Origin of the sequence: Sphingomonas sp. PL-96 (genome assembly GCF_020707215.1) — a bacterium.
In the GTDB taxonomy this organism is placed as follows: domain Bacteria; phylum Pseudomonadota; class Alphaproteobacteria; order Sphingomonadales; family Sphingomonadaceae; genus Sphingomonas.
The window spans coordinates 191,029-214,068 of sequence record NZ_JAJFET010000007.1 but is presented as its reverse complement, the minus strand read 5'-3'; the positions used below and the strand labels follow the sequence as shown (position 1 = coordinate 214,068).

The following is a 23,040-nucleotide window of genomic DNA, read 5'->3' as shown; positions in this document are numbered from 1 at the left end:
ATAGGACATATGAACTGGCTTAAGCTTTAACCGAATACCCGACGCCTTGAAAACGCCAGAACCCGGAGCCGCCGCCCACATGTCCCTTCATCTAAACCAACAATGTCAAAGAACAAAACGCCGGCGCCGAATGTCACCCCCTTTCGGGAGTGGCCCGGTACCTCGCGTCTTAGAACCGTTCGAACCAGGCCGTGAAGGCCGCCCCGTCCGGTGAACAGGCATTTAGGGTAGGGGTCGGATACCGTCAAGCGATTCGATTGCAGTTTTTTGAAAAAAGTTCCGGTCGCCCGCCAAGGCGACGAAAAAAGCCGCACCGCGCCCCTTCCCCCGCCTGATGGACGCCTCTCCCTTAGCCTTCCGCATATTCCAGCTGCGGCTCCAGCACGGCCGGGCCATCGGAATGCACGGTGACCGGGATCGACTTGGCCGCAGGCGTCATGCTCTCCGCCGCATAGTGCCATACCGGCATCAGCACGTTGCACTCCGGATAATAGCCGCCGATGCAACCGAGCGGGACGTCGTAGGCCACGACCAGCATGCCCGACAGATGGCGATCGACGCCGTCGTCGGCAACCGTGCGCAGCGTCACGGCCTGACCAACCTTCAGCCCGAGGCGGTCGATGTCCGAGCGGTTCATCAGCACCACCTTGCGGGTGTTCTTGATGCCGCGGAAGCGATCGTCATAGCCATAGACGGTGGTGTTGAACTGGTCGTTGCTGCGCAGCGTCATCAGCCGCAGCACGTCCGGGCCTTGCGCCGGCATGTCGGCATCCTCGTCGAGCATGGTGGGCGTCACGAAGTTCGCACGCCCCGTGTCGGTCTTCCACTCGCGCTTCTTGGCCGGCAGCGGCCGCTGGAACCCGCCCGGCTCCCACATCCGCCGGTCATAGTCCCAGAAGGTGTCGGGCAGCGTCTCGCCGATCTCGCGGCGAATTTCGGCATAGTCGCGCATATAGGCGTCCCAGCGCATGCGCGGATTGGGGTCGAGCACGCGCTGTGCCAGCTCGCAGATCAGCCGCATCTCGCTGATGAGGTGCGGCGAGGCCGGGGTGCGTAACCCGCGGTTGCCGTGCACGCAGCCCGACGTGTCCTCCATCGACAGCGCCTGCTGTCCCGCCTCGGTCTCGTCGATCTCCAGCCGGCCGATCACGGGCAGGATGTAGCTGATCTCGCCCGGCAGCAGCGCGCTGCGGTTGAGTTTGGTGATGACGTTCACCGTCAGGCGGATGTTGCGCCACGCCGGCTCCATCTGGCCATGATCGGGGATCGCGCGCACGAAATTGCCGCCGAGCATGAAGAAGGCCTTCACCTCCCCCTTCAGCACCGCTTCGCAGGTCTCCACCGTGTTGTAGCCGGGCTCGCGCGGCGGCTCGAAGCCGAACTGCTCGCCCAGCCGGTCGAGCGGGAACAGCTCGGGCTTCTCGGTCACGCCCATGGTGCGCTGGCCCTGCACGTTGGAATGGCCGCGCACCGGGCAGATGCCCGCGCCCTCGCGGCCGATGTTGCCGCGCATGAGCAACAGGTTGACCAGCATGCGCACCGTCTCGACCCCGGCATGATGCTGGGTCAGCCCCATGCCATAGACGGCGATCACCGCCTGCGACTGGGCATAGACCTGGGCGGTCGCCTCCATGTCCGCGCGGTAGAGGCCGGAATGCCGCTCGAGCTCGGCCCAGTCCTGGGCACGCAGCCAGTCGGCGAACTGGTCGAAGCCATGGGTGTGCTCGGCGATGAACGCCTCGTCCAGCACGGGCGCCCCGCCGGTGCCGCGCGCGCCCTCGTGCAGCGCCAGCACCGCCTTGCAGATGCCGGCGATCGCCGCCAGGTCGCCGCCCGCCTTGACCTGATGATATTGCGAGCTGATCCGCGTTTCCTTGCCGGTCACCATCTCGGTCGGCGACTGCGGGTTCAGGAACCGCTCCAGCCCGCGCTCGCGCAAGGGGTTGTAGGTGATGATCGGCACACCCCGCCGGCTCGCCTCCTGCAGCGGGTGGAGCATGCGCGGCGAGTTGCTGCCCGGGTTCTGGCCAAAGAACAGGATGCAGTCCGACTTGGCGAAATCGCCCAGGTCCACCGATCCCACCGCCTGGCCGATGCTCTGCGGCAACGCGACCGAGGTCGTCTCGTGGCACATGTTGGAACTGTCGGGGAGGTTGTTGTTGCCATAGGCGCGGGCGAACAGCTGGTAGAGATAGCTCGCCTCGTTCGACAGTCGCCCCGAGCTGTAGAACACCGTCCCTTTCCGCTTGTCCTCGACCGCTCGGAGTTCGCGCGCGATCTCCTCGATGGCATGGCCCCAGGACACCGGCACATATTTGTCGGTCGCCGCGTCATAGCGCAGCGGATGGGTCAGCCGGCCCGGCTGCTCGAGGTGATAGTCGTCCCACTCGAGCAACTCGCTCACCGTATGCTCGGCGAAGAAGGCGGGCGTGCAGCGATTGGCTGTCAGCTCCCAGGCGACCGCCTTCACGCCGTTCTCGCAATATTCGAACGGCAGCGGGCTTGCCGGTTTCACCCAGGCGCAGCTGTTGCACTGATAGCCATCGACCTTGTTGTGGCGGCTGAGCGCCACGGGCACGCTTCCCAGCACGCCCTCTCGCCTGAGGATATTGCCCACCGACCGGGCGGAACCCCATCCGCCTGCGGGAAGGCGGTACGGCTTATATTCGGGCTTTTCCAACGACATCACTCCGGCGGGAGACAGGAGCCAAACACCTGGTGCCCGCCAGGGTTGCACCGGAACCGCCAGCGCCGCGAATTGTTCGTGGAAAAACTCGAAACACAGGCCTGGACCGGGAGGACCGCATGCTGGTCGATCGCGATTATATGCTGAAGAAGCCGTCCGGCCCGTCGGCCCCCAAGCTGTTCCTGGATACGCAGGTCGTACCCGTGGTGGTCAACGCACTCGGCGGCGGCGAGGTGGCGCTGCACCGCGTGTCGGCCCGCACCGGCGTGCGCCCGGCGGTGCTGCTTGCCGGCCTGGCCGGGGTGCTGGCCTATGCCATGGTGCAGATCTGGATCGCCGCGACCGAGGACGACGACGACGCGCCGCTGCCCGCCGACACCGCCCCGCCCGAGGCGCTGGCGGAAGCGCACCCGAGCTGACGCAGCCCCCTACTTCTTCACCGTGTAGAGATACGCCGCCATGTCGCGCGCTTCCTGCTCGGTCAGCCCCTGGTTCGGCATGCCGTTGCCGGGCACCACCTGCTGCGGCTGCCGCAACCAGCGGACCATGTTGCCGGGGTTGTTGACCAGCACGCCCGCGATCTCGGCCCGCACCGCGATGCCGTTGAGCGCGGGGCCGGTCGTGCCCGTGGCGCCGGCGATCCCCGGGATGCGATGACAGGCGCCGCAATTGGTGCGCGCCATCGCCGCCTTGCCCGCATCGACATGGCCGCCGGTCATCGCTTCGGCCTGGGTGCGCGCCTGGGCCGCATCCTGGCGGTAGATGCCGAACACCGACGCCGCACCCGCCAGCGTGGCGATGCCGGTGAGGATCAGCACGAAGCGCAGCTCAGACGGCATCGGCGGTCCTTTGCGTTGGCACCAGCAGCGTGCGGAACAGCACCAGCGCGGCGACCAGGTGGACGAGCCCGCCGGGCACCCACATGACGAGACCCGCGACCTGCTGGTCCTCCGCCGGGGTCATGCCGAACGGGGCGAGCGCCAGCCGGGCATAGCCCGCGTACCAGGGCGATTGGGAGAAGGCCATCAGCGCCCCCAGCGCCCCGGTGACGAAGGAGGTGACGAGCAGGCAGAAGGCGGCAAGCGCCCGGTCTCCCTGCGCGCTCGCCCCCGCCCCGCGCCGGCCGAGCATTGCCGTCCAGAACAACAGCGCGCTGACCAGGAAGCAGAGATGCTGGACCGCGTGCCAGCCCTCGCTCGCCAGCGCGATGTCGAAGAGCGACGGCATGTGCCAGATCCACAGCACTGCCGCCTGGAGGACGGTGGCGACGATCGCGCCGGTGGCCCAGGTGAAGGGCACCGACACGGCCCGGCTCGCGCTGATCCGGCCGAGCGCGCGCCGTGCGCCGGGCGCGAACGCCCAGAGCATCGCCGACAAGGGTTCGGCCAGCACCACCAGCGGTGCGGCGAGCAGCATCAGCAGTTCATGCTCGATCATGTGGGCGGTGAAGGATCGCTCCCCCGCCTCGTGCAGCGGCGACACCAGCGCGCCGGCAAGCACGACCCAGCCGGCGGCGAACCACCATGCCCGTCGGCGCAACTGCGCCCGCCCCCCGCTCGACCGTGCGTACAACCGCCGCCAGCCGAGCGCGAACAGCAGCGCGGATAGCAGCAGCGGCACCGTGATCCACGGGTCCCAGGTCCAGCCGGGGGGCTCGCCATGATCGTGGCCGCCATGCGCGAGCGCCGCGCCCGGCAGCGCAAGCGCCGGCAGGGCAAGCGCCGGCAGGGCCAGAAGGCGGATCAGTTGACGCATGGCGGGACGATCAGCACGGCCAGCGTCTGGAAGGCGATGGCGAGCGCAAAGATGCCGGCGAGCAGCAACGCCACTCGCGAAAGCCACGCACGCGGCGGCGTCTGGTCTCCCGCCGGCTGCGCGCAGGGCCAGGCGATTGCCGCCGCCAGCGCACACAGCAGCAGGCTCGCCGCTCCCCAGGAAAGCCCGAGCCAAGTGCCGACCGGGGCGCAATCGACCTTGAGCACGCTCCCCAGCCCCAGTTCAAAGACATACCAGGCCGCCGGCGGCAGCAGCAGCGCCGCCCAGGGTCGCACGCGCGCCCAGCGGGAAAGCGGCGCGCTCACCCCAGCCTCGGCGCCAGATGGATCAGTGCGCCGATCGGCAGCCAGGTCAGCACCACGAAGGTCCAGTAATTGGCATTGTCCTCGACATCGGCGAACTGGTCGTCGCCCACCTCGTGGGTAAAGAGCCACACGCTCTGGACCGCGGTGTCGCCGATGTCGGTGATGAGGTGACTGGTATGCAGCACCATCAGCATCCACACGAGCGAGCCATAGGCATTGTCATACCAGGCGACATTGAGGTGCGCGAACTCGAACCCGCGCGGGATCAGCAGCAACAGACCGATCACGGTCATCGCCAGCGTGCCGAACCGCACGCCGCGCTCGTCCTTCGCCTTTGCCCTGCGCCGCACCCACAGGTTCGGGATCTCGCTCAGGAACAGCCCCAGCGTGAGCACCGCGGGCCACAGCAGGTCGGGCGGGCGCACGCCATCGGGCGGCCAGCCGGCGGTCTGGCTCATGAGATACAGATAGGCGCCCGCGGCCAGCGCAAAGGCCGTCCCCTCGATCGCCATGAAGCCGATGTTGCCCCACCACACCAGGTGGCTGGCGCCGGCCGCGCTTTCGGGCAGGTCGGACAGGTCGCCGACGGTGCGGGTGGGCACGGCGTCGCTCATCGGCTGCGCGCCCGCAGCGGGCCGGTCTTGGCGCGCTCCCGCTGCGGCCAGAACCACCAGGTCAGCGCGATCCCCACCGGCACCGCCCCCCACACCAATGCCCAGGGGGTGAAGATGCTGCCGATGAACAGGATGGTGACGGCGATCGCCGCCACCAGTGGCGCGATCGAGGGCGGCGGGCTCTTCTGGCGGTACTCCGGGGTCGCCTCCACAACCGAGGTCACCAGCACTTCGCGCCGATCGACGGCCAGACCGCTCATCACCGCGAGCCCCTCTTTCTGCGTCCACATGGGCGTCAGGCTGTCGACCACCGGCGTCGCCTCGAAATTATGCGGCGGCGGCGGCGAGGGCACCGCCCATTCGAGGGTCGAGCCGTCCCACGGGTTCGGCCCGGCCGCCCGGCCACGATAGAAGCTCCAGGCCGCGTTGGCGACGAAGACCAGCCCGCCGGCCACGGCGATGGCGGAGCCGATCGAGGCCACCATGTTGAGCGTCCCCCAGCCCATGCCCTCGCTATAGGTGTAGATGCGCCGCGGCATCCCCTGCAGCCCCAGGATGTGCATCGGGAAGAATCCCAGGTTGAAGCCGCCGGCGATCAGCCAGAAGCTCACCTTGCCCCAGAACTCCGACATCATCCGTCCGGTCGCCTTGGGATACCAATAGGTGAAGGCGCCAAACAGCGGGAACATCGCGCCGCCGACCAGCACGTAGTGGAAATGGGCGACGATGAAGTAGGTGTCGGTCAGCTGCTGGTCGAGCGGGGCCGATGCCGTCATCACCCCCGACAGCCCGCCGATCACGAAGGTGACGATAAAGCCCAGCACCCACAAAAGCGGCGTGTCGAACCGCGGCCGCCCGCTCCAGAGCGTCGCGATCCAGCAGAATATCTGGATGCCGGCGGGCAGTGCCACCGCCATGCTGGCCGCGGTGTAGAAATCATTGCCCAGCCGCGGCAGCCCGACCGCGAACATGTGGTGGACCCACAGTCCAAAGGCGAGCGCGGCGATGCCGAGCATCGACAGCACCACCGCGGCATGGCCGAACAGCGTCCGGCGCGAAAACGTCTCCACGATCACCGACACGAAGCCGGCGGCCGGCAGGAAGATGATGTACACCTCCGGGTGCCCGAACCACCAGAACAGGTGCTGGAACAGCACCGGGTCGCCGCCGGCCCCTGCCGCAAAGAACTGGGTCGACACCAGCCGGTCCGAAATCAGCATGCTGGTGACCAGCATGACCGCGGGCAGCGCAAAGATCGTCATCAGCGCGGACAGGAACATCGCCCAGACGAACAGCGGGATGCGCGCCAGCGTCATGCCGGGCGGCCGCATCTTGAGCACGGTCGCCGCCACGTTGACCGACGCCGACAGCGCGGCGACCTCGGTAAAGGTGATCATCTGCGCCCAGATGTCGGCGCGGTGGCCGGGCGAATAGGCAGGCCCCGACAGCGGCGGATATTCGAACCAGCCGAGGTCGGGCGTGATGCCGAACGCATGCGGCACCCACAGCATCAGCACGCCGCCGAGATACAGCCAGTAGCTGAACGCCGCGAGCCGCGGAAAGGCGAGCGCCCGCTGCCCCAGCATCAGCGGCACCAGCCAGATCGCCATCGCCTCCATCACCGGCACCGACACCAGGAACAACATGGTCGAACCGTGGAGCGAGAAGCTCTCGTTGTAGAGCTGCGGCGTCATCCGCTCCATGTCGGGCATGGCCAGTTGCAGCCGCATGTCGAGCGCGAGCATGCCCGCCAGGAACAGGAGCAGCACCACCGTCAGGATATAGCGCGCGGCGATCCGCTTGTGATCGACCGTGGTCAGGAAGCCCCAGATCCCCGGGGCATCGGCCCAGGAGACGCGCAGCTTGCCGCGTTCGACAGCTGGGGTGCGCGGATCGGTCATTTCAGGTCCATCAGATAGCGCGAGGCCGCATCGGCATCGGCGGGCGAGAGCGCGACCGGCGGCATCATCGTGCCGGGCTTCACCGCCTGCGGCTGGGTGATCCAGCCCTGCACGGCGCCGCGGCTCATGGTGAGGGTACCGGCGGCGACCGAGCGGCGTGCGCCGAAATGGGTAAGGTCGGGTCCGGCCCGGCCGGTCGCCTGGGTGCCGCGGATCGCATGGCACATCGCGCACTGGCCGCGCGCGACCACCTGGAGCCCGCGTGCCGCCACCGCATCGGCCGGGGCCGCGGCGGGGCGCCTCTGGCTCGCGAGCCATGTCGCGAATTCCTGCGGCGTGTCGACCTTCACGTCCAGCGCCATGTGCGCGTGCTGGACGCCGCAGAACTCCGCGCATTGGCCGCGGAACCAGCCGGCGCGCGTCGGCGTCAGGTCGACCTGGTTGATGCGGCCGGGGATCAGGTCGAGCTTCTGGGCGATGTTGGGGATCCAGAAGCTGTGGATCACGTCCGCCGAGCCCAGCGACACGCGGGTCGTCTGCCCCAGCGGCAGGTGTAGCTCGTTGGCGGTTTCGATCCAGCCGCCGGTCGCGGGATCGCGTACCTGGATGCGCCACCACCATTGATGCCCGGTGACGCGGATCTCCAGCGCATCGCGCGCTCGCGCCTCGGCAATGCCGCGTTCGACCAGGAAGCTGCCGGTGATGAGCACGGTCAGCCCCGTCACGATCAGCCCGGCCCAGAACAGCAACCCGCGATTGAGGCCGCGATCACCCGGGTTGATGCTGGGCGCGCGCACCTCTCCCCGGCGGCGGCGCGCACGCAGCACGCTGACGCCCAACCCAGTCAGCACCAGCAGGTACATGAACCCGCACACCGCCATCATCAGCCAGAACAGCGAGCCGATGCTGGCCGCCTGCTCGCCCGCGGGCGCGAGCGGCGACTGGAAGCCGCCCTCGCACGCCGACAGCGCCAGCAACGGCAGCAGTGCCAGCCTGCGCGCGCTCATGGCAGTATCGGCCCTGTCCAGCTGCGGCCCTGCGCCTCCCCGACCTGCTCGACGTCCTGCCGCCGCCGCTTCTCCGGCTTCAGCTGGGGCAAAGTGCGGACATAGGCGGTGATCTGCCACAGCTGCTCGGGCGGAATACGCTCGCCATAGCGCGCCAGCGCTCCGGCATGGCCCCGCGCGATGTAGCGATAGACCTGTTCCAGGTCGCTGCCATGCGCCCACAGCTTGTCGTTGAGGTTGCGCGTCCCGGTCGCATCGCTGCCGTGGCACACGCCACAACCATACCAGGTGAAATAGCGCCCGCCCTGCGCGACCTGATAGACGTTCCGCTCATAGCGGGCCGCGCGCGGATCCTGCGCGCCATTGGGCTCGGTCTGCGGCAGGTCCGGACCGACGCTGCGCGATTCCGCGCTGCATCCCGCAAGGGCAGCTACCAACACGACCAGCAAAGGGAAGCGTTTCCTGCCCGACACCCGCCGAACCTCGCGCGCCGTGCAGTCGCGGTCAAGAACGCAAATCAGTCGAGCCGTCGTTCTTCTTCGAACCCGCCTTCACACCACGATCCGCACCGGCACGGCCTTGCTCGCCGGCGTCTTCGATTCCTGGTCGTGGTGCGCCAGCGGCACCAGCACGTTCATCTCGGGATAATAGGAGGCGACGCACCCGCGCGGCAGCAGGAACGGCGTGACCGTCAACCCGCCGACCGCGCGATGGACGCCATCGCGCGCATCGGTCTTCAGTCCCACGACCTGGCCTTCCTTCAGCCCGGCTGCGGCGATCTCGTCCGGGTGCATCAGCAGCACGTCGCGCGTGCCCTCGATCCCGCGCAACCGGTCCGAATAGCCATAGATGGTGGTGTTGAACTGGTCGTTCGACCGCAGCGTGATCAGCCGGTAGCGCCCCGGCGCATCCTCGAACCCCGCCGCCGACAGATGCTCGGGCACCGTGAACTGCGCCTTGCCGCTCTCGGTCTTCCAGATCCGCTCGCGCGCCGCATTGCCGCGGTAGAAGCCGCCGGGCGTGAACATGCGCGCGTTGAACTGCGCGAACTCGTCCGGATAAGTTTCCTCGATCAGGTCGCGAATGCGACCATAGTCGGCGATCCATTCGTCCCAGCGCACCTTGGGGTTCCCCGGCAGCGTCGCCTTGGCGAGCCCTGCCACGATCGCGGGTTCCGACAACAGATGCTCGCTTGCCGGCCTGGCGTGCGCCACCGACCCATGGATGCAGCTCAGACTGTCCTCCATCGTCACCGTCTGCGGCCCGCTCGCCTGCTCGTCCACTTCCGCACGGCTCAGGCACGGCAGCAGATAGGCGACCTTGCCGTTGATCAGGTGGCTGCGGTTGAGCCGCGTCGCGATCTGGACGGTGAGGTTGAGGCGCGTCCACGCCGCCTCCATCTTCTCGCGCTCCGGCACGGCGCGCACGAAATTGCCGCCCAGCCCGATGAACGCCTTCACCTCGCCGGAGAGGATCTTCTCGCACGCCTCGACGGTGTTCAGCCCCTTGTCGCGCGGGGGATCGAAGCCGAACAGCTCGGCGAGCTTGTCGAGCGGTACGAGTTCGGGCTTCTCCGAAATGCCGACGGTGCGCTGGCCCTGCACGTTGGAATGGCCGCGCACGGGCGAGCAGCCGGTGCCCTCGCGCCCGATATTACCCTTCAGCAGCAGCAAATTGACGATCATCGCCAGGTTCTCGAACCCGTGCACCTGCTGGGTAAGGCCCATGCCGTACATGATGATGGTCTTGTCGGCTTCGACATAGACCTGTGCCGCCGCCGCCAGATCGTCGCGCGACAGGCCCGATTCCGTCTCGATCGCGTCCCAGCCGACGGTCGCGACATGCGCCTTCAGCGCCTCGAAATCGGCGGTGTGCTGCTCGATGAAGTCGACATCCAGCACGTGGCGCCCTTCTTGGGCCCAAAGCTTCTCCTCGGCCGCTAGGATATGCTTGATGAGGCCGGTGATCGCCGCGATGTCGCCGCCGGGCCGCACCTGCCAATATTGCTGCGAGATCTGCGTCGGCTTCTTCAGGTGCAGCATTTCCGCGGGGCTCTGCGGATCGCGGAACACCTCCAGCCCGCGTTCGCGGATCGGGTTGAACGTCACGATCCTCACCCCGCGCTCCACCGCTTCCTTCAGCGGATGGAGCATGCGCGGGCTGTTGGTCCCCGTGTTCTGGCCGAAGAAGAAGATCGCGTCGCACTGGTCGAAGTCGCTGAGCACGCTGGTGCCCACCGGCACGCCGATCAGCTTCTTGAGCGCGACCGAGGTCGTCTCGTGGCACATGTTGGACGAGTCGGGCAGGTTGTCGTGCCCGTACAGCCGCGCGAACAGCTGGAAGAGATATGCCGTCTCCAGGCTCGCCTTGCCGGACGTGTAGAACACCGCGGACCCCGGATCGATCGCGTTCAACTCGCGTCCGATCGCGTCGAACGCCTCCTGCCAGCCGACCTGCACATAGCTGTCGGTCGCGGCATCATAGCGCATGGGGTGCGTCAGCCGCCCCAGCTGCTCCAGGTCATGGTCGCGCCAGGTCCTGAGCTCGCTGACCCGATGCCGGCCCAGCACCTGCGGCGTGCAGCGGCGCGTGGTCAGGTCCCACAAGGTCGCCTTGGCGCCGTTCTCGCAGAATTCGAACGCATGCGGATGCGCCGGCTTGGTCCAGGCGCAGGACACGCACATGAAGCCGCCGGGCTTGTTCTGCCGCTCCAGCGTGCGCAGCGCCGCCGGCCTGTCGACCTCGCGCCCCCAGGTCTCGACAATGCCGCGGACCGATCCCCAGCCGCCTTCCGCACCCGTGTAGTGGACGGTTCCCTGCTTCTCGTCGGCCATGGCGCACTCTCCCTGGGCTGAGCATAGGCGCGTGGCCGACCGCGCTCAACCGACGCCCGGTGCCTCCAGCGCGGCCAGGTCCGCGGGCGTGTTGATGTTGGCGATCGGCTCGGCAATCGTGATCGCCGCGGCGCCCGCCGCCGTGCCCCAGCCGCGCAGCGAGCGACGTGCATCCTCGACCACGAACCTGTCCAGCGCCGGCGACAGCGCGCTCGGCCACCAGCCGATCAGCGGCATCGCCTCCAGATAGGCAGGCCCCCCGCCCGCCTGCAACTGCCGCACCAGGTCGGCGGGCAACACCGGCGTGTCGCACCCGACGCTCACCACGCCGTCGAAACCGTGCGCCTGCGCATGGAACAGCGCAGCGGCAAGCCCGCCCAGCGGCCCCAGCCCCGGTGCGGGCCGGTCGGCCAGCTCGGCCAGCTCGGGCAGCAGTCCGCCGCCCCCGCACACCACCACTGCCGACACCTGGTCGCACAGCGCCCGCGCGGCATGGGCGATCAGCGGCTCGCCCCGGTGCAGCGCCAGCGCCTTGTTCGACCCGAACCGCCGCGCCTGCCCGCCCGCCAGGATCGCGCCGAGGACCTTCACGCGCCCACCGCCAGCACCGCGTCCGACCGCGCCAGCACCACCAGCCGCACGCCCGCATCGTGCGCGCGGGCGATGGCGAGGCTGGTCGGCGCGGAAATCGTCACCAGCGTGGGACAATCGGCCAGCGCCGCCTTTTCCACCAGCTCATAGGAGCAGCGCGACGACAGCAGCGCAAAGCCGCCGTCCCAGCCCAGCCCCTCGCGCAGCATCGCGCCGTTGAGCTTGTCGAACGCGCTGTGCCGGCCGACGTCCTCGCGCACCAGCCGGATCGTCCCGTCGGCGGCGACCAGTGCTGCAGCATGCACCGCCCCGGTCGCGCGGTTGAGCGGCTGGTGATCGCGCAATGCGCCCACCGCGGCAAAGATCGCAGCATCGGCCGGCGCCGGTGCCTGCGTCACGCGGCGCAGCGGCCGGATCGCCTGTTCGAGATTCTCGATGCCGCACAGCCCGCACGAGGATTCGGTCACCCGGTGGCGCACGCGTTCCACCACCGCCTCGGCGCGCGAGGGGGCAAGCGTCACCCGTACCACCACCCCCCGCTCGGTCGGGTGGATGTCGATGTCGACCAGCTCCTCGATCCGCTCGATCAACCGCTCCGACAGCGCAAAGCCGGTCGCGAAATCCTCCAGCGCCGCCGGCGTCGCCATCACCACGGCATAGCCAAGCCCGTTGAACTCGATCGCAACCGGCCGCTCCACTGCGATCGGCCGCGCCACTTCGGTGCGCGCGCCCGCGGGCGTGATCGCCACCATTGCGGTCCGCACCGCCTCGCCCGTCGCATCGAAATCCTGCTGGCTGGTCATGTCGTCCCTGTTGAACCTCCCGCTCCGCGCAAACAAGCGCCCGCCCCGCGCAAACAAGCGATTGCCACTGGCCAGCCCTCAGGCGCATGCGCCACACGAGCGCGGGGGCGCGGAATCACGGAACAACACCTATGTCGCTTGTCGAAACGCCTCCGGAGCCCTGCTGGGCAGACCTCAGCTTCGACGCGGCGCAGGCGCTGCTGGCGCAAGGGGCGCTCCCGCTCGGCACCGAGCAGGTGGCGCTGCGCAAGGCCGGGCGCCGCGTGCTCGCCGAACCCGTGCGCGCCGCATTCGACTCACCCCGCCACGACGCCGCCGCGATGGACGGCGTGGCGGTGCGCGACGCCGATCTCGCCGACGGCACCCGCCGCCTGCACGTGATCGGCGCCGCCTATGCCGGCTCGCCCTTCGCCGGCTCCGCCAAGGGCGCGGCCGTCACCATCACCACCGGCGCCGCCCTGCCCGCCGGCGCCGACCGGGTCGTGCCGGTCGAACTGCTCAAGCAAGGCGACGGCTGGGTCGAACTTCCCGCCGCCCTGCCACGCAAGCGCCACGTCCGCCCGCGCGGCTCCGATTTCGCATCCGGCTCCGCCGTGCTCGATGCGGGGCGCATCCTCGATCCGCGCGCGCTGGTGGTCGCGGCCGCCGCCGACTCGGGCCAGGTCACCGTGTGGCGGCGCCCGCGCGTGCACGTGATCGCAAGCGGCGACGAACTCGTCGCCCCCGGCGACGCATCGGCGGGCGAGGCGCGGGTCCCCGACAGCCTGTCGGAGGCGATCCAGCTCCTGGTCCGGCAATGGGGCGGCCAGCCCGGCGGCACCAGCCGCGTTGCCGACGACGCTGCCGCCATCACCGCGGCGGCCGAGGCTATGCTCTCCGACTGCGACATCCTGGTCATGGCCGGCGGCGCCTCACGCGGCGAGCGCGACCTCGCCCGCGCCGGCCTCGCCCCGCTCGGCCTCGTCCCCCGCTTCGTGGGCGTCGCGATCAAACCCGGCAAGCCCGTCTGGTACGGCCGCATCGGCGCGCGTCACGTCCTCGGCCTGCCCGGCAATCCCACCGCGGCGATGACGGTTGCGCGCCTGTTCCTGGTCCCGCTGCTGACTGCGCTCGAGGGCCGCGGCTTTGCCGCCGGCCTCGACTGGCAATCCACGCCGCTTGCCACGCCTGTCGAAGCCGGGGCCCCGCGCGAGTCCTTCCTCTGCGCCGCGCGCACGGCGGGAGGTGTCGAAATCCTCGAACGCCAGGCCGCCTCCAACCAGGCCCTGCTCGCGCGCGCCGACCTGCTCGTCCGCAGGCCCCCGGACGCGCCAGCCGGGGCGGCCGGTGATCTGGTGCAGACACTGCGCTTCTGAGCAGGACATGGCTTCCGCTGAAGCCGGGGCCTACGCATTTTTGCCGAGCTTACAGACGTCACGCGGACCGATAGGGTCGGCGCAGTGTCCCTGTTCGGTGACTGTCATGAACAAGCCTGCTCTTGCGTGGCGGCGCCTTCCCTCGTCACCTCTGCCTCCAAGCGACAGCGACTTCGCGAGCCGTGACTCTGCGCTTACCCGCAAGTTCGACAGCTTCGTCCGCCTGGATGCTCAGGACAAGAGGCTGCTCAACGACTTCTGCCGACAGCCTCGGCTCGCCCCGGCGGGACAGGACCTCATCCGGGAGTATGAGCGGGTCGAGAAAACCTATGTCCTGCTCGATGGCTGGGGGTACCGGTACAAGAGCCTGGACAACGGCAAGCGGCAGATCATCAGCTTCCTGATCCCCGGGGACATCTGCGACGTCTATGCCTTTGTATCGAGGAAGATGGACTATTCGGTCGGATTGCTGACCGATGCGAACGTCGCAACCTCCTCGCTGTCGAACCTCTGGGATCTGCTCTGGAGCTCACCCCGCATCGGCCAGGCCTTTTTCCGGTCGACCATCGTGGACGAAGGCATCCTGCGCGAGCGCCTTGTCAGCATCGCACGGCGCAATGCGCTGGAGCGACTTTCCCACTTCCTGTGTGAGACGTGGACGCGATTGGAACAGGTCGGGCTCACCGCCGACGACACCGCGCCCTTCCCCTTCACGCAAGAGCAGCTGGGCGACACGCTCGGGCTCACCGCCGTCCACCTGAACCGCACGCTTCAGATCCTGCGGACGCGGGGGCTCATCTCCCTCAGCCATCGCACGCTGCGCATCCACGACCCGCACGAACTGCGGCAGATCGCCGGCTTCGACGCATCCTATCTCTCGGTCGACGAGATGGTCTGAGCCCAGGCCGGACGCCGCCCTTCCCGTCGCGTGCGAGGCCTTTACCCGCCCGCCAGGGCCGACAGGCTCGCCGCCAATTCGTCGGCGCGGAACGGCTTGGTCAGCCGCTGGAGATCGGGGTCGACGCCCTCGGACTCGGCATAGCCCGACACGATCAGCACCGGCAGTTCGGGCCAGCTCGCCTTCAACGCATGCGCCAGCTGCGCACCGGTCATGCCCGGCATCAGATGATCGGTTACCAGCAGGTCGGGGCGCAGCCCCGTCGCAACCAGGCCGATCGCCTCTTCCGCCGAACTCGCCTCCGTCACCGAATAGCCGAACCCGGCCAGCATGTCGGCCGTGCTCATGCGCACCAGATCCTCGTCGTCCACCAGCAATGCGGTGCCGCGTGCCGACAGGCTGGAAAGCGCGTCCGAGACCAGCGCCGCGCCATCGGCCGCGGCGGCACTCACCGGCAGCCACAGCGCGATGCGCGTGCCGGCACCCGGCGCGCTGTCGATCCGCAAACCGCCGCCCAGCTGTGCGACCAGCCCGTGCACCATCGACAGGCCCAGGCCCGTGCCCTTGCCCACGCCTTTGGTGGAAAAGAACGGCTCGATCGCGCGCTGGCGAGTCGCCTCGTCCATGCCGATGCCGCTGTCGTGCACCGCCACGCACACATACTGCCCGGGCGCCATGTCGCCGGCATCGCCCTCGCCCGCGGTCTCGCGAGTCACCGCGATGCGCAGCGTCCCGCCATCGGGCATGGCATCGCGCGCGTTCACCGCCAGGTTCAGCAGCGCCATCTCCAGCTGGTTGGCGTCTGCCCGCGCCGGCGGCAGGTCCGGCGCCACCGACACGTCCATGCTGATCGTCGGTCCCAGCGTCGTGTCGATCAGCCCGACCATGTTCTCGACCAGCCGCTCGACGTCGACCGCGATCGGCTGAAGCGGCTGGCGGCGCGCAAAGGCGAGCAGCCGCTGCACCAGTGTCTTCGCCCGCTCCGCCGATTGCAGCGCGCCGTCGACCAGCCGCTGCTCACGCTCGGTCGCCAGGCCCTTGCGCGCCAGCATGTCCAGCGAGCCGATGATCGGGGTGAGCAGGTTGTTGAAGTCATGCGCCACCCCGCCGGTCAGGCTGCCCATCGCCTCCATCTTCTGGCTTTGGCGCAGCGCCTCCTGCGCCGCCTCCAGTTCGGCGTGCGCCACCAGCCGGTCGGAAATGTCGTTGGCGTGGTGAAAGGCGCCGATCACCCGGCCGCTCGGGTCGCGCAGCGGCGTGTAGCTGATCTCCCAGCACGGCATGCCGAGTTCCGGGCGCCCGAACGCCGCGGCGGTGGTGAAGCTTTCCCCGGCCAGCGCGCGCGCCATGAACCCGCGCATCACGACCGCCTGCTCCGGCAGGAACAGGTCGGGGAACACGTCGCCGACCCTGGTGTCGAAGCCGTTGACGCGTCGGAACTCGGAATTGTGCGCGCGGTTGAACGCGACCAGCCGATAGTCCGTGTCAAAGGCGCAGATCGGCGCCGCGGTCGCCTCGACGATCTCGTGATAGCGGCGCAGCTCGGCCGTGCGCTCGATCACCTGCTGCTCCAGCGTGTTCTTGAGCTCGTGCAGGGTCATTTCGGCCCGCGCACGCTCGACCACTGCCTTGACCCGGTCCGCCACCTCCTGGACCAGGCTTTCCTCTGCGGGCGTCCACACCCGCGGCGTCGCGCTCTGCACGGCCAGCAGCCCGACCCATTGCGCTTCCTCGAACAGGACGACGTCGACAAACGCGCCCACGTGTCGCGCCAACAGGCCGGCGCGCGCCTCCTCGCTCAATCGTTCGTCCGCCGGCACGTCGTGTGCCACCACTGGCGCCCCTGGGCGGTAGGCGCGCAGCAGGTCGGGACCAAAGGCTTCCAGCGAATGCGTGCCGACGATCGAGGGCACGCCCCGGTTGTGGTCGCGCTCCACCGTCATCATCCCGCTCGCGATCTCGGCATAGAAGACCCGGCTGGCGTCGAGCTGCTCGCCCAGCGCCTTGGCGGTGACTTCCATGATCTCTGCCGGGGTGCCAAGCGGGCGCAACGCGTCCGACAGCGCCAGCAGGAACGCAGTGTGGCGCTCGGCCGCTACACGCTCGGTCGTCTCGGCCAGGATGCAGATGACGCCGGCCGGTTGCCCCGACTCGTCCAGCACCGGCGAATAGTCCAGGTCCATCCACACCTGCTCGGCCCGTCCGTGGCGGTGCAGTGTCAGCTCCTGGTCGGAATAGGCGAGCGTCCTGCCGGCAAGCCCTACCTTCATAACATTGTCGTTGAAGTCGGCGACCTCGGGCCAGCCCTCGCGCACGTTGGAGCCGAGCAGTTCGGGGTGCCGGCCGCCTGCGAACACCGAATAGGCGTCGTTGTAGAGCATCACGCCGTCCTCGCCCCACAGCATCACGATCGGCACGGGCGAGCGCATCAGGATCGACGTCGCGGTCTTCAGGCTCTGCGGCCACGCTTCGATCGGCCCGAGCGGAGTCCTCGACCAGTCCCACTCGGCGACCAGCGCGGCGCACGCGCCACCGCCGGCCAGAAAGGCGAGCTCCGGAGCAGGGGGCACGAACGTGGTACGCGGAAAGACTTCAGGCATCGTGGCAGCAAGGACCTGCAAGCGTTCGCGATCCGCAGGGCCTTTGACCTCGCATGCTCGCCTCGATGGGCCCAGCGTAGCGGACCCGTCCGCATTCGCAAAGACGCTCGCCTCGGCGCGCCGGCCTCGTGCACCGGCCCCTCCGCTCAGCCCCCGTTCTTCTTGACGTTCGTGTACTTGTTGCAACAGGTCTAAGTAGAACTGCGCATTTGCTGACCTTTTTACTTGATTGGTATTGTCTCGACAGAGCCACTGTGACAGCTTCGCGACCACGACGCCGGGGGGCGGGCGCGGCATGGCAAGGCATCAGAATGCCAACATGCGCACGTGTATGGCGCGGCCGACAGGGACGGCGACGCCATGCGGCTCCTCCGGCGCGTTGTGCACAAGGGGGAAGATGATGGTGTTAAGGCATTTGCTGGCCACGGGTTGCTGCGTGGCCGCGCTGGTGGCGCAACCGGCGTTCGCGCAGACGGCGGACGCGGACGCTGCGGCACAGGATGGTGCCATCGCGATCGGCGATCCGGTCGCCTCTGCAAAGCTTGCCGCCGACAGCCAGCGCGCCGAATCGCGCGACGGGGGCGAGGGCGAGGTGATCGTCACGGGCACGCGCATCCAGCGCCCGAACAACCGTTCCGCAGCCCCGATCGTCACCACCACCTCGGCCGAGATCGCCGCGCAAGGTGCGACCACCATCGAGGAAGTGTTGAACCGCCTGCCCCAGGTGCAGGTGAACTCGGAACAGAATTTCAGCGATTCCGAAGGCCGCCAGCGCATCAAGCTGCGCAGCCTGGGCTATGAGCGCACGCTGATGCTGATCGACGGCCTGCGTATCGGCCTGCCCAACACGGTGGACGTCGGCATCATCCCGACCGCGCTGGTCGACCGCATCGACGTGCTCACCGGCGGCGCCTCGTCGGTCTACGGCTCCGACGCGGTTTCGGGCGTGGTTAACTTCATCCTCAAGAAGAACTTCGAAGGCGTCCGCATCGACGCCAACTACAGCTTCTTCAATCACAACAACCGCGCCAACGCCGTTACCGAGGCTGCGAGCCGGATCGGTGTCGACTCGGCGACGGGCATGACCAATGACGGCGGGCGCGCCGACATCAGCCTGTCCGCGGGCACCAACCTGTTCGACGACCGCGTGAACATCAGCGGCTTCGTCAACTATCGCCAGTCGGATCTGGTGCGCCTGCGCGACCGCTCGGGCGCCGTCTGCGAGGTGGTTCAGACCAGCAACACTGCGCCGCTGGCATGCTCGCGCGCAAGCTACACGCCCGCCGGCACGATCATCCCGCAGGCCGGCGCCTTTGCCGGAACGCAGCTGGTCAACAACCCGAACGGCGACGGCACCTTTATTCCCATCAACAGCGGTCCGACGGCGGCGCAGGCCAACCCGTACGACGATTTCGCATTCCAGCGCGCGTTCGACCGCATCAACGCCGGCGGCTTCATCACTGCCCAGCTCACCGATCACATCGAGTTCTACGGCAACGGGCTGTTCTATCGCGACAAGTCGTACAACACGTCGCTCAACCGCGTTCTGTCCTTCTCCGCCTTTGGCAGCACGCCGTACCAGGTGAACTGCGACAACCCGTTCCTGTCGGGGTCGCAGGCACAGGTGCTGTGCGGTGCCAACGCCGGGGTGGCGGGGCAGTACGCGCCGCTCGACGTGCGCTACCGGTTCGACGGGCTGCCGCTGGTCCAGCAGAAGTTCATCAACGAGGGCTATCGCATCGTCGCCGGCCTGCGCGGCAAGGTGCTGAACGACGTCTGGTCCTATGACGTTGCCGGCATGATCTCGCGCGCGCGGCTCGACAACATCGACACGCCCTTTGCGCAGGTCGCAAGCGTCAACAATTCGCTCGACGTGGTGAACGTCGGCGGCACCCCGACCTGTCGTTCGGTGGTCAACGGCACCGATCCGGCCTGCGTGCCCTTCAACGCCTTTGCGCCCTTCAATCAGGATGTGGCGCTCAACAACTACCTCTATGGCGGTGCGACCGGCGGCATCTACACGCGCATCCCCCGCCTGCTCCAGTTCGTGGGAACGGTCAGCGGCGATCTCGGCAAGTACGGCATCACCTCGCCGCTTGCGGAGCAGGGCATCGCGATCGCGATCAGCGCCGAATACCGCGAGGAGATGGAACGCTCCATCGCCAACGAGATCTTCCAGGAGAACAACGGCTACGGCGAGAACCAGCGCGTCACCCAGAACATCCTGGAGGGCAACATCGAGGTGCAGGCGCCGCTGGTCGAGGATCAGTCCTGGACCAAGCTGCTCCAGCTCAACGCCGGCTATCGCCGGTCGAAGTACAACCGCCTCGAGGGCAGCTTCGGCACCTGGAAGGTAGAGGGCATCTGGGCGCCGATCGACGACATCACCTTCCGCGCATCGTACAACAAGTCGCAGGCGGCACCGGGTGTCGGCGCGGCTGCAGGTGCTGCCAACGTCTTCTGGAACCAGGGCTTCTATGCCGACCCGTGCGCGCCACGCGTCGATCCGTCGAACCCCAACGGCCCGCGCCTGGCGCCCTCCGCAACGCTGGAGCAGTGCCGCAACACCGGCCTTGCCGACAATCTCTATGGCAGCGCGACGCTGATCTGCCCGGACGATCGCTGCACGGTGCGCGAGGGCGGCTTCGACCTCGCACCCGAAAGCGCCTTCACCAAGACGTTCGGCGTGGTCCTGCGGCCCCGCTTCCTGCCCGGCCTGACCGTGTCGATCGACCGCTGGCTGATCGACCTGGAGGACCAGCTCACCTTCCTCAACCCGGCCGACTGGATCAACGAGTGCATCGGCACCGGCAATGACTATTTCTGCCGCGGCATCGTGCGCAATGCGGACGGCACGCTGTCGAGCTCGCCGGCCACCAGCCCGTCGACCGGCTGGGTGTCGCGCGGATCGGTCAACGGCTACAAGTCGCAGTCGCACGGCTGGGACTTCCAGGGCCAGTACAACCTGGGCCTGGGCGACGTCGGCTCCCTCGACATGAACTTCAACGGCACGCTGATGACGCTGGTTGGCAGCCAGGGTGCCCCGACCGTCGAGCCGCGCGACTGCACCGGCTATTGGGGCAGCGGCTGCGGCGAGAGCATGCCGACCTGGCAGCACCAGTTCCGCACGACCTGGACCTCCCCGGACCGGGCCACCAGCGTGTCGCTGAACTGGCGCCACCGCAGTGCGATGCCGCTGACCTTCTACGCACCGGAGGAAACCGGCATCCCGGCGCAGGACGAGAGCGCCCGTCGCGACGAGTATGCGGGCATCAAGGCCTATGACTGGTTCGACGTGGCGTTCACCTTCGACATCAACAAGCAGATGACGTTCCGGCTCGCCGCGAACAACATCTTCGACCGTGACCCGCCGATCATCCCGGACAGCCGTTCCCAGATCGGTCTGCTGCGCGGCAACACGATCATGGGCTACGACCTCCTGGGTCGCCAGATCGTCGCGGGCGTTTCGCTCCGCCTGTAACCGGCCAGGCGGCCGCCCCCGGGCAACCGGGGGCGGCCGCTCCTGTTTCGGATGTGCTGCTGGAGAAAAGCAGCGCGACCAGCGTTCCCGTTTCAGACCCGGACCGCCGCTCGCACCTGTGCCTGGGGTGATAAGACATTGGAAAGCCTGCTCCTCCATGATCGGGGCAGCAGGCAAAGATGCCGGCCGACCCTTGGAACATGGCGTCGCGCGCATGGAACGATTGTTAGAACTACAGAACGTCATCCTTGAGATGATCGCAAAGGGAGAGGCACTCGAGCGCACAGGCACCCGCCTGTGCCTTGAGGTCGAGAAACTCGTGCCGGGCGCGATCTGCTCGGTGCTGACCGTCGACTCGCACGGCCTGCTGCACCCGCTTGCCGGGCCCAGCCTTCCCAGCGCCTATTCCGCTGCGCTCGACGGCATCGCGACCGGGCCGCGGGTGGGTTCGTGCGGCACCGCAGCGTTTTCGCGCACGCCCGTCACCGTCACCGACATCGCCACGGACGATCGCTGGACGGACTTCCGGCACCTGGCCCTTCCGCTGGGCCTGCGTGCGTGCTGGTCCAGTCCCATCCTGGACGCGCACGGCGCGCCGGTCGGGACCTTTGCCTTCTATTATCGCGAATGCCGCGGCCCTACCCCGGCCGAGGAGGAGATCGTCGGCTATTGCGTCCACCTGGGCGTCATCGCGATCGAACGCGACCAGCGGGTGCTGGACCGCGAACGCCGCGCCTACACCGATGCGCTGACCGGCCTGGCGAACCGTGCCGCGTTCGAGGCAGCGCTGGGCCAGCTGCCGTGCACGGTCCCCGAGGCCTGGGCGATCTTCGTGGTCGACCTCGACAATCTGAAGGTCGTCAACGACACCTTCGGGCATCACACCGGCGACTGCCTGTTGCGGATCGCGAGCGAGCGGATTTCGAACGCCGTCTGGCCAGACCGCTGTTTCCGGATCGGCGGGGACGAGTTCGCCGTGATCGTTCAGTCCGCCAGCATGCTCCAGGCACCGGAGGAAGCCGCGGAGCATATCCTCGCTACGCTGCGGACGCCCAGCGACTGCGCCGGGCATGTCGTGGTGCCGCGCGCAACCATCGGCGGCGCGCTGCTCGCCGAGGACGACCGCACGGCCGAACGGGTCCGCCAGAATGCCGACTTCGCCCTCTACCACGCCAAGGAAAGCGGCCGCGGCGGCTTTATCCGCTACTGGCCCGGGATCGGCACCAGCATCACCCGGCGGCTCACCGCCATTCGCGACGTCGACGAGGCGCTGCGGGACAACCGGATCGAGGCGCATTACCAGCCGATCGTGCTGCTCGAAACGCGCCAGGTCGTGGGGCTGGAGGCGCTGTGCCGCATGCGCGTCGGCGATCGGGTCCTGCCCGCCGCGGCCTTTCACGAAGCCACGACCGACGCGCACGTGGCGCATGAACTGACGGCGCGCATGATGGCGCTGATCGCGGCCGACGTGCGGCACTGGCTCGACCTGGGCATCCCGTTCAAGCATGTCGGCATCAACGTCTCGTCCGCGGACATGCACGGATCCGTCGACCGCGTGCTGGAGGCGGCCTTTGCCGCCGAGGGCGTTCCCTTGCAGCACGTGATCCTGGAAGTGACCGAGTCCGTCTACATGGGGCAGGGCAGCCGCATCGTGCAGAGCGCCGTGGAGGCGCTGCGGGCCAAGGGGCTGCGCGTCGCACTCGACGATTTCGGCACCGGCTTTGCGTCCCTCACCCATCTGCTGACGGTGCCGGTCGACATCATCAAGATCGACAAGAGCTTCGTCGATCGTCTCGCTCCCGGCGACCCCAGCGAGGCGATCATCGAGGGGCTGATCCGCATCGCAGGCAAGCTGGACATCCGCGTGGTCGCCGAAGGCATCGAGACCGAAGCCCAGGCCCGGCACCTGGCATCGCTCGGCTGCCTGCTCGGCCAAGGCTATCTCTTCTCGCGCCCGGTGGATCGAGACGCGACCACCGCCCTGCTGATGGGGCGCTGATCGCTTCGGTCCGCAGCTGCGCGACCCAAGGCTTCAACGTCCGTCAGGCAATGCCTGCACGACAAGCTCCCAAAATCCCTGTCTTTATATGGAGTTGCAACAGGTCTTGAGCTGGACCGGCTCCGTCGCAGCAAGAAGTTTGTCCCGACGTCCGGCATGGAAACCATCGCATGACGCTCGCAACCGGCCG

At 68.2% G+C, this 23,040-nt stretch carries 17 protein-coding genes; 5 read left to right on the top strand and 12 right to left on the bottom strand.

Features of this window, described 5'->3' with window-relative positions:
* Nucleotides 1-349: 349 nt before the first annotated feature.
* Nucleotides 350-2,686: an FdhF/YdeP family oxidoreductase gene (locus LK533_RS13855; protein WP_229363658.1), complete on the bottom strand. Its 2,337-nt coding sequence runs from the start codon at nt 2,684-2,686 to the stop codon at nt 350-352.
* 119 nt (nt 2,687-2,805) lie between these two features.
* Here LK533_RS13855 and LK533_RS13850 point away from each other — a divergent pair, with 119 nt between their 5' ends.
* A complete protein-coding gene (locus tag LK533_RS13850; RefSeq protein WP_229363657.1) occupies nt 2,806-3,105 on the top strand; it encodes a hypothetical protein in 300 nt (99 codons plus the stop codon).
* A gap of 9 nt (nt 3,106-3,114) precedes the next feature.
* On the opposite strand, the gene LK533_RS13845 is transcribed toward LK533_RS13850, so the two are convergent.
* From LK533_RS13845 to fdhD, 10 genes are all read right to left on the bottom strand, one after another.
* Complete coding sequence (locus LK533_RS13845) at nt 3,115-3,525, bottom strand: c-type cytochrome (RefSeq protein ID WP_229363656.1); 411 nt, start codon at nt 3,523-3,525, stop codon at nt 3,115-3,117.
* Nucleotides 3,515-4,441: a cytochrome c oxidase assembly protein gene (locus LK533_RS13840; RefSeq protein WP_229363655.1), complete on the bottom strand. Its 927-nt coding sequence runs from the start codon at nt 4,439-4,441 to the stop codon at nt 3,515-3,517. Before LK533_RS13840 ends, LK533_RS13845 begins: the two co-directional genes overlap by 11 nt.
* Nucleotides 4,429-4,767 carry a hypothetical protein gene (locus LK533_RS13835; RefSeq protein WP_229363654.1) on the bottom strand — a complete coding sequence of 113 codons (339 nt, stop codon included), beginning with the start codon at nt 4,765-4,767 and terminating at the stop codon, nt 4,429-4,431. Before LK533_RS13835 ends, LK533_RS13840 begins: the two co-directional genes overlap by 13 nt.
* A complete protein-coding gene (locus LK533_RS13830; protein ID WP_229363653.1) occupies nt 4,764-5,381 on the bottom strand; it encodes a cytochrome c oxidase subunit 3 in 618 nt (205 codons plus the stop codon). The genes LK533_RS13835 and LK533_RS13830 overlap by 4 nt, the downstream gene beginning before the upstream one ends.
* Nucleotides 5,378-7,282, bottom strand: a complete 1,905-nt coding sequence (locus LK533_RS13825) for a cbb3-type cytochrome c oxidase subunit I (RefSeq protein ID WP_229363652.1) — start codon at nt 7,280-7,282, stop codon at nt 5,378-5,380. The genes LK533_RS13830 and LK533_RS13825 overlap by 4 nt, the downstream gene beginning before the upstream one ends.
* Nucleotides 7,279-8,289 (bottom strand): cytochrome c oxidase subunit II, encoded by a 1,011-nt coding sequence (locus tag LK533_RS13820; RefSeq protein ID WP_229363651.1) that lies wholly within the window; start codon nt 8,287-8,289, stop codon nt 7,279-7,281. The genes LK533_RS13825 and LK533_RS13820 overlap by 4 nt, the downstream gene beginning before the upstream one ends.
* A complete protein-coding gene (locus LK533_RS13815; protein WP_229363670.1) occupies nt 8,286-8,729 on the bottom strand; it encodes a c-type cytochrome in 444 nt (147 codons plus the stop codon). Before LK533_RS13815 ends, LK533_RS13820 begins: the two co-directional genes overlap by 4 nt.
* A 111-nt stretch (nt 8,730-8,840) precedes the next feature.
* A complete protein-coding gene (locus LK533_RS13810; protein ID WP_229363650.1) occupies nt 8,841-11,123 on the bottom strand; it encodes an FdhF/YdeP family oxidoreductase in 2,283 nt (760 codons plus the stop codon).
* Between the two features lie 45 nt (nt 11,124-11,168).
* Nucleotides 11,169-11,714, bottom strand: a complete 546-nt coding sequence (gene mobA, locus LK533_RS13805; RefSeq protein WP_229363649.1) for a molybdenum cofactor guanylyltransferase — start codon at nt 11,712-11,714, stop codon at nt 11,169-11,171.
* Nucleotides 11,711-12,517 (bottom strand): formate dehydrogenase accessory sulfurtransferase FdhD, encoded by an 807-nt coding sequence (gene fdhD / locus LK533_RS13800; RefSeq protein ID WP_420705862.1) that lies wholly within the window; start codon nt 12,515-12,517, stop codon nt 11,711-11,713. The genes mobA and fdhD overlap by 4 nt, the downstream gene beginning before the upstream one ends.
* A gap of 131 nt (nt 12,518-12,648) precedes the next feature.
* Between fdhD and LK533_RS13795 the strand changes: the two genes are divergently transcribed.
* Complete coding sequence (locus LK533_RS13795; protein WP_229363648.1) at nt 12,649-13,872, top strand: molybdopterin molybdotransferase MoeA; 1,224 nt, start codon at nt 12,649-12,651, stop codon at nt 13,870-13,872.
* A gap of 106 nt (nt 13,873-13,978) precedes the next feature.
* A complete protein-coding gene (locus LK533_RS13790; RefSeq protein ID WP_229363647.1) occupies nt 13,979-14,770 on the top strand; it encodes a Crp/Fnr family transcriptional regulator in 792 nt (263 codons plus the stop codon).
* A gap of 41 nt (nt 14,771-14,811) precedes the next feature.
* On the opposite strand, the gene LK533_RS13785 is transcribed toward LK533_RS13790, so the two are convergent.
* Entirely contained in the window at nt 14,812-17,370 is a 2,559-nt protein-coding gene (locus tag LK533_RS13785) for a PAS domain-containing protein (protein WP_229363646.1), read from the bottom strand.
* A gap of 436 nt (nt 17,371-17,806) precedes the next feature.
* Here LK533_RS13785 and LK533_RS13780 point away from each other — a divergent pair, with 436 nt between their 5' ends.
* A complete protein-coding gene (locus LK533_RS13780; RefSeq protein WP_229363645.1) occupies nt 17,807-20,851 on the top strand; it encodes a TonB-dependent receptor domain-containing protein in 3,045 nt (1,014 codons plus the stop codon).
* 214 nt (nt 20,852-21,065) lie between these two features.
* Complete coding sequence (locus tag LK533_RS13775; protein ID WP_229363644.1) at nt 21,066-22,850, top strand: EAL domain-containing protein; 1,785 nt, start codon at nt 21,066-21,068, stop codon at nt 22,848-22,850.
* Nucleotides 22,851-23,040: the final 190 nt, after the last annotated feature.